At 38.7% G+C, this 12,011-nt stretch carries 9 protein-coding genes; 8 read left to right on the top strand and 1 reads right to left on the bottom strand.

The genetic code is table 11. The features are described from left to right. Positions 1-55: 55 nt before the first annotated feature. Positions 56-628: a DUF922 domain-containing Zn-dependent protease gene (locus G337_RS0104335; RefSeq protein WP_028862789.1), complete on the top strand. Its 573-nt coding sequence runs from the start codon at positions 56-58 to the stop codon at positions 626-628. A 275-nt stretch (positions 629-903) separates the two neighbouring features. Here G337_RS0104335 and G337_RS0104330 read toward each other — a convergent pair whose 3' ends face one another. Continuing rightward, complete coding sequence (locus G337_RS0104330) at positions 904-1,512, bottom strand: riboflavin synthase (protein WP_028862788.1); 609 nt, start codon at positions 1,510-1,512, stop codon at positions 904-906. Positions 1,513-1,942: 430 nt separating this feature from the next. Here G337_RS0104330 and G337_RS0104325 point away from each other — a divergent pair, with 430 nt between their 5' ends. The 7 genes from G337_RS0104325 to G337_RS0104295 all read left to right on the top strand — a co-directional run. Next, on the top strand, positions 1,943-2,305 hold the full coding sequence (locus tag G337_RS0104325; RefSeq protein ID WP_028862787.1) for a hypothetical protein: 363 nt from the start codon (positions 1,943-1,945) through the stop codon (positions 2,303-2,305). A 29-nt stretch (positions 2,306-2,334) separates the two neighbouring features. Further along, on the top strand, positions 2,335-3,144 hold the full coding sequence (locus G337_RS0104320; RefSeq protein ID WP_028862786.1) for a hypothetical protein: 810 nt from the start codon (positions 2,335-2,337) through the stop codon (positions 3,142-3,144). 2 nt (positions 3,145-3,146) lie between these two features. Beyond that, positions 3,147-4,940: a radical SAM/SPASM domain-containing protein gene (locus tag G337_RS0104315; RefSeq protein WP_051302943.1), complete on the top strand. Its 1,794-nt coding sequence runs from the start codon at positions 3,147-3,149 to the stop codon at positions 4,938-4,940. Positions 4,941-5,720: 780 nt separating this feature from the next. Beyond that, positions 5,721-6,344, top strand: a complete 624-nt coding sequence (locus G337_RS0104310; RefSeq protein WP_028862784.1) for a class I SAM-dependent methyltransferase — start codon at positions 5,721-5,723, stop codon at positions 6,342-6,344. Then, the gene (locus G337_RS0104305) at positions 6,344-7,486 is read left to right on the top strand and encodes an HNH endonuclease (RefSeq protein ID WP_028862783.1); all 1,143 of its coding nucleotides are present in this window, start codon (positions 6,344-6,346) and stop codon (positions 7,484-7,486) included. The genes G337_RS0104310 and G337_RS0104305 overlap by 1 nt, the downstream gene beginning before the upstream one ends. A 152-nt stretch (positions 7,487-7,638) precedes the next feature. Then, positions 7,639-11,715 (top strand): NACHT domain-containing protein, encoded by a 4,077-nt coding sequence (locus tag G337_RS0104300; RefSeq protein ID WP_028862782.1) that lies wholly within the window; start codon positions 7,639-7,641, stop codon positions 11,713-11,715. Between the two features lie 45 nt (positions 11,716-11,760). Further along, on the top strand, positions 11,761-12,011 hold a 251-nt coding region (locus G337_RS0104295), incomplete at its 3' end, for an IS3 family transposase (RefSeq protein WP_028862781.1).

The following is a 12,011-nucleotide window of genomic DNA, read 5'->3' as shown; positions in this document are numbered from 1 at the left end:
GGGAAATATACAGTTAAAATGTTCAGCGGTTTATGTTTTTTATACAGGGAAAGTTATGTTATCCAGATTGTTTTTTTTATTGCTCTGTTCGGCTGCGCTAAATACCGCTGCTGAACCAATAGTGAACACTAATTTTACTTATTACAGTGTCGATATAAAACAAGCTGAATCGGCTGGAGAAATGAGTAAAATTCTTTCTAAAGCATCGCCAGTATCGAAAGACGGGAAAAAAGTTCATGGACATACGAAGTGGTTTGTAAAGTGGAATTTTCGTTGGAAGAAAGAGGGGGGAGTGTGCTGGGTTACTAAAGTAACGAGCCATGTTGATCTGACCTATACAATGCCTAAAGCGCTGACGCTTCCAGTGAATGAAACGCTTTGGCTGAGTTATTTGTCATATTATGATGCGTTGTTTCGTCATGAAAAAGGCCATGCTGATTATGCAGTGAATGCTGCGAAATCAATCGAAAGTTCACTGTATGCGATGACGTATGAAGGAAACTGTAAACTGTTTACAAATGATTTGAATGCGCAAGCTTATATGGTGCTGAATACTTATAAGGAACTCAGTGAACAGTATGATCGGATAACAGAGAACGGGCGAACTCAGGGGGTATTTTTAAATTAGTAAGCAATGCTGGTTTTAGCATCACCTCGCTCTTACGCCACCGCGTGGTAATGCATAGATTGATGCGCTATGCACAAACAGCGAGTCTGAGTTCCCACACAAAGCATGGGAACTAGTGGGAGAGTGAGGCTGTTCGTTCCCGTGTAGAGTAGGACACCTCGTTCCCACGCTCCGCGTGGTAATGCATAGATTGATGCGCTATGCACAAACAGCGAGTCTGAGTTCCCACACAGAGCATGGGAACTACTGGTATTAATTAACGAAGCCCTATAAAGCTAGGATTTCCCCTGTATCACCCGCTCTACGGTATCAACAATCGCCTGTGTCTGGCTGTCTATTTCAATATTAACGTGCTCACCCATCCTGCGGCCGCCTAAGTTTGTCACCGCTAATGTTTCCGGTATCAGGTGTACCCAGAATAAACCGTTATCAACATCACCTAAGGTCAGGCTGATGCCGTCAATGGCAATAAAACCTTTAGGCAGAATATATTTCTGCCACTGCGTTTCAATTTTGAAGCAGATATCGCAGTTAGTGTCGGTACGCTTAATGGTGACAATTTCTGCCTGCGTATGCACATGGCCGGAAAGCAGGTGCCCGCCGATTTCATCACCGAATCGGGCGGCCCGTTCAATATTAACCTCACTGCCGACCTGCAGATCTGCCAGGTTAGTTACCTTTAGTGTTTCCTCAATCACATCAAAAAATACCGCAGTGTCGGTCATTTTTACGACCGTTAAACAGGTGCCGTTATTAGCAATGCTGGCCCCGGTTATTAAACCGTCCTGATCTTCCTTAGCTAAAGCAACTTCTAATCTATGCAGTTGATCTTTTTTTTCGATACTCACTATTTCAGCTTTTCTCTGCACTATTCCGGTAAACATAATCTGCCCTCTAGGGTATTAATATAAGTATTTGTTATCACGTCACTATATCGTATTGGCAGTGATATTTCTTGTCCCTTGCCGCCAGACAGCGCAAAGATTGATGGTTAATTCTACTGCCGAGAGTCTGAATTCCCATGCTCCGCGTGGGAATGCATAGATCCATGATTGATACGGCGTCTTATGTGCCGGGCAATGTTTACACCTCGTTCCCACGCTCTGCGTGGTAACGCATAGGCTGGTGGTTAATGTCGGGAGCGTCTGGTCTGAATGCATACTTACGGCTGTATGCGCCTTTTGTGCCGGCAGACATTTGTTTTTAGTTAAGTTGTGAGTGATGTTTTCTTTGGGCTAATATTGTAGAGTAGTATCAGGTTTGAGTACTCGGCCTGCAGGTGGTTCGGTTATATGAAAATTGAGAAATAAAGTTATGCAGAATACTTCCCAACAAACTCAGCTGTTTTTAGACAGGGCATCATTAGCGGATAAGTCAGAGCAGTTAAAACCTGTTATTGACACCTTTTTCAGCACTGATATTGGCCATAAACATATCATTGTAAAACGTTCTATTATCTATTTTTATGAACATGACCAGATCGTCAACAGCATTGCCTGCGGCGGTGATGCAGATAACAGCATATATACATTTGACGGTCTGAAAGTCTCAAGAATTGCCCCGCAGTACTTTATCGGCAGTGCGTTTGTCGGTTCTGCCGCTGCTCAGGATATGCACTCGGCGAATAATAATAACAACAATAATAACAATAATAATAACGGTAACAATAACGGCTAAGTTATTGCGTTAAGAAATGGAATTCAATTATGTTATATCTGGTTATCGCTTTGTTTATTGTCTATCACCTTTATAAAACTATAGGTATTTACCGTCGCGGTATGAAACGCTCAAATAAGATGCACAGGGCGGTATATTTAAACGACCAGGTAAAAGTCGGTGATTATATTCGCTTTCAAGGTTCGTTCAGTCTGCCGGAAACACAAACGCCTTTTAATAAGGTAAATTGTGTTTACTGGGGCGCTGTTGTCCGTGCCGTATTTACCACTAAAATGAAAAAACCAGGCAAAGGAATGCAGACCCATTCTCCGGTTATTTTTAAAGACAGTAATGATCATCTGCCGCTGTTAATCAGCGACGGCAAACAGGTGGTACAGTTAGGTTTTGCCAATAATATTGAAGCCTTTGTCAATTTAAACAGCACAACCATTATCAGCAATGAGCCTCCTTGTGATGCCGTTAAGGCCTTAGCTAAACCGAAATATCAGCACTATTCCATAGAAGAAAAATGGGCGGATAAAACAACCCGGATTAATGTCTGGGGAACCGTGAACAGCGTCAATAAAAACTGTGTGACCCTGACGGCTAACAAAAAAGATAAAAGCGGGTTTATGGTCTTTTATGGCGACAGCTCCTTACTGCTGGAAACGCTGGTTAAAAAACGCCGGGATACTATTTTATTATTTATCTGGTTAATTATTATGTCGGCAGTCGCCGCCGCTGTGCTGCCTGTTCTGCCGAACCTGGTGATGCAGATAATATCGGCCGTTGTAATGGCGGGTTTTACACTGTATTTGAAACACCGCTTAAGCAGTGATCCTTTTAAGCAGGCAAGTTGATTATGTCATCCCCAAAATTTATTCACCTCTTATATGCGCCGACCAACTTCTGCAATATGGGCTGTAAATACTGTTACTTAGGCACAGGTACAGAGCAGAAAAACAAAGCCTCGCAGACAGTCAGCACACTGGAGCATGCCGTACAGCAGTTTTTAAATGAGGATGTTATTCCCTTTAATCTGTCTTTTCACGGCGGCGAGCCGACTTCTATTCCACCGCAGCAGCTGGCTGAACTGTTCGAATTTTCTAAAAACTATTATGCAAAGTTCGGCGCTCAGATAAAAGAAGCGGGTTATCCGTTAAACCCTATTCATATTAAAACCAATTTGTTTAATTTTGACCGCATTTACTCTCTGTGTGAGAATTATCAGGTTTCAATCAGCGGCAGTGTTGATTTGCCGTTATTTCTGCATGAAAAATACCGCACAGATAAAAGAGGGCGCTCAACACTGGCGCAGATCCGCAAAAACTTAAAATTACTCGCAAATTACCCGCACCATAAAAAAATATCCTGTGTTGTTACCCGGGAACATCTTGACCATCTAGATGAATTTATTGCTGATATCAAACATATTCATTACGACATAGGTCTGGATATGAGTAAGTTTAATATTATGTTCTCCTTTGACAGCGATAAAAACAGTGAAAAGTTTGCTCAGGAAAATGATCCTGCCTGCATGCTGACTCAAGAGCAGCAGCTGTATTTTTATCAGCGCTTATCCTCTGAGTTTAGCGGCAGTGAGCTGGAGCAAGGTCTAAAAGAGCACTGGTTTAAAGAGTTTACCCCGGAGTTCTGCTGCAGTGCGGTGAACTGCGGCGATAAATTTTTTCTGCTGCAGAGTAACGGGGATGTGTATTCATGTCCGAGAGGGCAGTCTTCACGGCAGTTCTTTTACGGTAATTTATATAAGCAGCCGATTACGGACATTATTGCAAACGGCTGGCAGGTTATTGAATCGATTGAAAACCGCCTGCAGGCTGATCAGGAGTGTTTCAGCTGCAGCTATTTACCTTATTGTAATCAGGGCTGTGTATTTGTACGTCAGCAGACCGGGCTGACTAAGAGCTATACCTGTTTACTGCAGAAAGCTTTATATAAAGACAACCTGGAGCGCTATCCGCCTTATGAAGAGAGCTACATAAAGCAGTATGCCGCGAATTATAAATACAAAAACAGTATTCAAAGCTTTAAGGAGAATCAGATAGAAACCGTTAAACCGCGTTATATTACGCCGGAATTATATGAAGACAGCAATGCATTAACCAGCTTAATAGCCGCTGATGAGGTGCTGCAGACTATCTATAGTGACACACTTTTTTCGCTGCAGGTTGACGGGGTTGACTACGCGTTAACCAGCCCGGTTCTTCATAACAGTAATGACCTGGCTTTATTAAATAAACAGGCCTCAGTGATCCTCAAAGTAAGAGAGGATATCTTTGGTCTGCACAGTAAAGATCCGGTCAATAACTGCATTCATTTGATGTTGTTAAGAAATACCATGGTGACTTACGGTGATGAAGGACGTGAAAAGCAGGAGCATATAGTTGACTACAGTTTATATAAAAATAGTTTTGAGCTGTTGTCTGAAAATAAAGACGGCTGGTATCTATTTGATTTAAGACCTTTCTTTTTGCAGCATCAGGCGCTATTTCTGCCTGATGTGCGTAATAATCTTTATTTCACCACAAAAACGCTGCGTGAATACCATTACAGTAAACAAAAAAAGAATGCCTTTTATCATATTCAGGCAATCAACCTGCCTTTTCCATATTTAGAGTTTTACTGGGCGGAATAAGCACGCTATTTTTCAAAAGTTACAACTCTGCTGACTGATTAGTTTCAGGCCGCTAGTGCAGCCGCCGGTTTTACCCGGCCGCTGCATCTGGCTTTGTTTACCACGGTTTAAGCTGTAGCGAATACAGACATGACCAGGAACATAAAGATTAGTGCTAGTACTGGTTTGACGGCTTTCATCGTAATGTTTCCTTTAAGTTAGTTTGTTGAATTATGTGAATATTGTTCGTTGAACTAAGCCTATCTGCTTAGTCTGGTGTTTAAAATTATTCACACTGTGAATTTCTATGGTGTAATTTTAACTCTTCGGTGATATCAATCTAATGACAATTTGGTATTTGAGAAATGACCATTTGTTATATCAGCGCTTAAGGATATGACACTCGCTTACCTCGTTCCTGCACTACCCCCATGCGAAGCACTCCTCGCTCCCATGCGCAGCACTCCTCGCTCCCATGCGCAGCACATCTCGTTCCCATGCTCCGCGTGGGAATGCATAGCTCTGCGATTAATACCACCGCACCTCATGCCCATACTCCACCTGGTAATACTTAGCTCGACGCTTAATACCACCGTTACCTGTTTGAATTCCCAGACTAAACACAAGTTCTAACCAGAAATGACTAGCTCGTTTATATTTTATTTCACAATGTTGATCTCAAACACAAAGTTGATGATTGAGTGAGGTAATATGCATTTTGATTTCATCAACTGAACCTGTTTGTTTTTCAACCTCTTAAGTTTAATGTCAAGATAATGTCCTGCATGGGGGAAGGTTTTAATGTCAGAAAATTTTTACAATAAAAATGCGTCTAGCCTTGCTGATTTATATCTTTCAAAATCATTTGAACAGGTACATGAGCCATGGCTGGATCTGTTAGCGCCGATTTTAGAGAAAACTAATGCGCGCATTCTTGATATTGGGGCCGGTGCCGGGCGTGACAGCCAGTATATGGCAGAGCAGGGCGCGCTTAATAACGTCTGTATCACTGCTGTTGAACCTGCACAAATGCTTGCTGAGCTGGGTAAAAAACACACTCAGGGATTAAACGTACACTGGCTGCAGGATGCGCTGCCGGACTTAAATATAATAACAAAGCAGCAGAGCGGTTTCGACTTGATCCTTCTCAGTGCAGTGTGGATGCATATTCCCGACTCTGAGCGCGAGCCCTCCATTCATAAACTTTCTGATTTGTTGAAACCGGGCGGCAAACTGGTTATCTCATTACGTCACGGTCCATGCGGTGATGAACGCAAGGTGTTTGAAGTGTTCGCCGATCAGCTTGTACTGCTTGGAAGGTCTGTGGGTTTATCACCTGTGTTAGTGACTGAAAAAAATAGCGATGTCATGGGCCGTGAAGCGATTTACTGGCAGACGGTGGTGTTTACCAAGGAAAGTGACTAATGACAGTACAGTTTTACCTTGATAAGTTTCAATCTTTACGTACAGACCGCTCTAACGGCCATGCTAAACCGCATAAAGTCTGTTTAATGTTTGCTGTTATTGATCTGATTGAGCAGGGGGGGATTACTCAAAACCGAATTCAATTCAATGAACAGCTTAAAGCCGCTTTTACCTCCTATTTTGAACAGCTGAAACAGGGTAATGATCAAGACACGCCGCACTTACCTTTTTACCATTTACAAAGCAGTCAATTCTGGCATCTCGATATCAAACCCGATCACCAAAAAGAGTTCGAACAATCAAAATCTGCCAGTAGTGCCTTTATTCAGCGTTGTGTGAATTTTGCATATCTTGATGATGAACTATTCACTTACCTGAAAAGCCCGATAACACGATCGTCGTTAAAAGAGGCATTAACGCATAATTTGGGTGATCTAGAAATTCAATATAGACGCTGGGCATTATCCATAGGCAAGTCGGATAAAACCGTTAAAAATTATATCGGCGCATTAAAAGGCTCAATTCCTAACTGGCTTGAAGATGCCGGTATTCCGACAGCAAACTTAATGACCATAAGCTCGCACTCTGTGTACAGCATGGTCGCCGCAAAAGTTATGCTGGTAGAAGAATTTAAAGTAAAAAATGCAAAAGGCAAGGGCATGTACAGTGCCGCCCTTAAATCCTATCAAGTCTTTTTAGATGATCTTACTCAGGCAAGTCTCAATAACGATATAGAAGAAATTCTAAAAGATGGTGATACAACAGCAACATACAAAGCAGTTTTAGTTAACACGCGGCTAGGTCAGGGAAAATTTAGAACAGATCTTATTGATCACTGGCAGGGATGCGCATTAACGGGTTACAGCAACACAGATTTTTTAATTGCATCACATATTAAACCCTGGTCAAAATCAAATGATATTGAAAGGTTAGATCCTAATAATGGTTTCCTGCTGCTGGCAAATATTGATAAAGCCTTTGACCGCGGTTACATCACCTTTACTGACAAAGGCAAGATTCGCATATCAGAGTGTTTAGACGACTACAAAGCACTCGGTCTCAGTGAAAATATGGGAATTATCTTAAAAAAAGAGCACCAGGATTACCTCGCTTATCATCGGGAAATTACGTTTAAGAATTGAAGTTAAATTGGGCGGAGTTGGTTTTCCTGTTGGTAAAAGCAGGAGCTAACTTCAATTAAATTAGAGCCGTTAAAAAATCAACAAAATTTAATACTTGAGTCATGAGTTTTATTGGATCTATAAAATTCATTAAAAAAAATAGGAATTTGTGCATGAGCCACAGTTTTAAAGAGTCAGATACCTGGAAAGCATTAATAAGTATATTTCGTATAGGCAAAAAGGAAGAGTCATTTAGTCCCATACTATGGGCTGGTGCAGGATTGTCGGTTTCATCTGGCTACCCAACTACGCTTGATCTTATAAAGCTAATTAGAGAAAAAAGTTTGTTGGATTTACCTGATTTTACCCCATGGGATTCAACACTTGCCACTAACTCCCCGAAGTTTTCTTTTACACATTGGGTGCAAGAGTTTGCTTTTAAAAATGGCTACGGTCGACTAAATGCCACACTGGCTAGTATTTTTACTAATTTACCAAAAGATGCTAGTAGCATGCATGTGGATTTGGTTAACTTACCTTGGAATAAAATTTATACAACAAATTATGATCAATTGCTCGAGAATGCATTAGACAAAAATAACTGTAGATACAATCTAGTAACCTTAGAGCAAAACATTGGACTAGAGCAATCAAACTTATTGTCTCTATATAAAATACATGGTGGTTATCATAATATTTCTAATTGGATATTTGACGAAGATAGTTACCTAAAATTTTCAGATCAATATCCATTTTTAATTGGAAAACTCCATAATGATTTATTGTCTCGTTCAATAGTGTATTTTGGGTGTTCAATGTTAGATCCTCGTGTTATTGAGTGGTACAAATTATGTGAATCACAAAATAAACTCAATAAGCTTCAGTATTCAATTACAGTAATGCGAGAACAAGATTGGCGAGATTTACCTGCCGACCTTAAAGAGTTATATAAAAAAGCACAAGTCAATCCATTGTTGTATAAAGACTTTAATGAATTGCCCGATTTAATTAGTTCTTTAGTGAATGAGATAACTCGTTCGGAAAAAGAGCTATTAGAAGAACGTGTTATAAATGATGAAAAGATTAGTACTGTAAGCGAAGTTGAAAGGCTAGAAAGAGAAAACCAAGAAATTGAAGATTTACTTTATGAATCTTTAGCACCACAAATTGTCAAAGCGATTGCGAACATATGGTTGTGTTCAGATGTTGGTTTATCTTATACGGAGGAATTACAGAGAATTGTAGGTACTAGAGGGAAAATAAAAGGGCGCAATGCTTTTGAACGTTTGCTTGATGACGTTGTAGAATTGGCTTTGGGATTATTAGGAATAAAAGCAGAGCACTCTACAAAAATTCATCTGATTAATGAATTAGCTACAATACTACAAAATAATCCAATTTATCATAACCAATTAGATAAAATTAACTTTGAACCTCATGCTCTTTATGGCTCGTTAAAAGTACAATATCTGGAAGTATCATCCCCAAGTTTCGATCAGATATTAAAAGAGTTATGTGAAGTTATTATAGATTGCAGTAATGCACTACCTACATGGAATGAATCAAATTTAATCACACAGTTAGAAGATGATTCCGAACTGTTTAAAAAGTTACGTGAAGAGCTAGCTAGTTGGAAGCAAACAAAAGAACAAGAAAAAGACGAAAGTTCATTAATTGAAAGTGAATATAGGCGTGCCATAGTAAGGCGTTTTGATGAATTGCGAATTTTTGGTGTCAATTTTGGTAAACGCGCCCGTAAATATCAGCTTACTGTTGCCTATATTTCTTTGACAACAGAAACAGAATTTAACGAGTTTGATGACACTTGCATTATGTCAACTGAAGATGCGTTAACTAATTTCGAACATTTGGTTATTTTAGGTGAAGCAGGCCAAGGAAAAACGACATTATTGCAATGGTTGACAGTTCAGTGTGGAAGGAAAGCATTTCAGGATGAAGAATGGAACAAGAAAGTGCCTGTATTAATTCAGCTAAGAAAAGTGTTGAATGATGCTGAATTACCTGAACAACCTGATTTTTATGACTTAATGGTAGAAAATGTTGAATCAGAATTATCGCATCAAGAATGGGCCTCTCAAGTAATAGAAGAGAAGCGAGCTATTTTCATGATTGATGGATTTGATGAGGTACCTAAAACAAGACGATCGGAAGTTGTTTTGTGGATTGAAAGTCTTTGTGAAAGATATAAAGGTAATCGTTTTGTGCTGACATCACGGCCATCTGCATATGAGGATACAACACTTGATAAATCAAAATTTCAAGTTATTGAGCTTCAACCAATGGATAGGAAGGCACAAAATGATTTTGTTGCACATTGGCATAATGCAATAGCGTTAGAATATGATCAGACTAAGCCGGACGCATTATTAGTTGAATCAGATGAGTTAAAGCAAAAACTATCTTTACAGAACTCATTACGTCACCTGGCACAAACACCATTATTATGTGGTGTAATTTGTATGTTACATCATGACAGAAGCGGTTATTTACCAAGAGATCGCTCTGACCTTTATGAATCAACTTCTAGAATGTTTCTTGATAATCGAGACCGAGAAAGAAAGATAATTGAAGAAAATAACTTTAATCTATTGGATTACCGTTATAAACAGACATTTTTATGTGATATTGCACAAAATATGACTAAAAAAGAAAAAACGTCGATATCACCTAGCGCTCTACGGTTAATTTTAGAACAAAAACTTTTGGATATACCTGATTTAAAATGGAAATTATCAGCAGAAGATTTGTTACGATTTTTCCTTGAAAGAAGTGGGTTATTACAAAAAGTTGGGAATGCTGAAATACAATTTGCACATCGGTCATTTCAAGAGTTCTTTACTGCTGAATACATAGTATCGAATAAAGATTGGGAGTTATTAAAGAAAAATGCAACGAATGATTACTGGCATGAAACAATACAATTAGCCGTTGGTTTATCAAAATCAAAAGATGATAATGAGAATTTTTTAACTTCAATTTTAGAGCTTGCAAACAAATTTGAGAGTGATAAAAAAAATGTTGAAGCAATACCGTTGTACCTAATAGTATTACGTTGTAAAGAAAGTATGAGAGAAATAACTCCAGCATTTTCTATGCGGTTAGAGAAAATAATCCCTAAAGTTATTCCACCTCCAAATGCTAAAGTTAAAGATGCAATCGGGGATTCTGGTAATTTAGCATTACCTTACTTAAAAAGACCTAAGAAAGCACGAGTTGTTAAACATGATCTATATTGTGCGCAAGCATTAATTAAAATAGAAACTTCTGAATCGTACCTATTACTCTTAGATTATTTGAAAGATAATCGTAGTAGTTATGTAGAAAAATTAGCAAACAGTTTGAAGAAATTAGCTCCAGAATTAGCGTTGGAAATTAATCTTGAACATTTACTTATTTCAGAAGGGGTCGACAGCTACCCTAAAGAAATATTGGAGGTGTTAGCATTTATTTGCCAAAGCCAAAAACTTTATTACAAATCTCAATATGTTGACTTAGTCACAATCGAAAATTGGCAAGTCGCCTTAGGCCTAGAGCCTATAAACGGGATCGACTTTAATACTGTAAAGACAGTTTTGGCATATAATGATGACTTAAATGACTTAGAGTTTTTGCCAAATTGTAAGAATTTGAAAAAAATAATTTGTCGTGGTAAGCATACTACACACCTCAATATTATCAGCACATTAAATAATTTAACTGCGCTTGACATTTACGATACATGTGTAAATAACTTAAGCGCTGTTTCAGGTTTGAGAAAATTAAAACATATCGATTTTTCTTCTACTTATATTGAAGATATTTCACCGTTATGTAATTTAGTCGAGCTTAAAACGATTAAATTTAATGCTACAAGTGTTACTAATTTAGATGTATTTATCAATCTTGTTAATGTTGAGAGAGTTGAGTTTTATTCTACTTTTGTTAATGATCTATCACCACTTTCGTGTTGTACGAAAATCACTTTTCTTGACTGTTCTCATACGGATATAAGTGATATCTCGCCTATTTCATATATGTTAAATATTGTTAAACTAGAACTTGATTACACTGGTGTATCCGATATATCTGCTTTATCAAATTGTAATGAACTTGAATATTTGAGTTTATGTTCATCAGATATTGAAGAGCTATCAGCAGTATCTAATTGTACAAATCTTAAATACTTAAATTGCTCAAATTTAAATGTCGTTGACCTAGAAATGGTCCCCAAAAATCGGACACGATCTTAAGTGATTAATCTGTTTTAATAACTAGCATCACAGCTGGAGCAGATTATGACTAGAAAACGTAGAAACCACTCACCAGAATTTAAAGCTAAGGTTGCATTAGCGGCTGCTAAGGGAGATAAAACTTTATCTGAGTTAGCACAGCAATTTAATCTTCACACCAATCAAATTACCACCTGGAAGCAGGAGTTACTTAATAATGCCTCTTCAATTTTTGATGGGAAGTCTTCGGTCGCTAAAGATGACAGTGCCGAGGTCGACAAACTGCACGCTAAAATTGGGCAATTGACGATGGAAAA

Source organism: Psychromonas aquimarina ATCC BAA-1526 (assembly GCF_000428725.1).
GTDB classification, from domain to species: domain Bacteria; phylum Pseudomonadota; class Gammaproteobacteria; order Enterobacterales; family Psychromonadaceae; genus Psychromonas; species Psychromonas aquimarina.
This window is presented reverse-complemented; position numbering and strand designations above follow the sequence as displayed.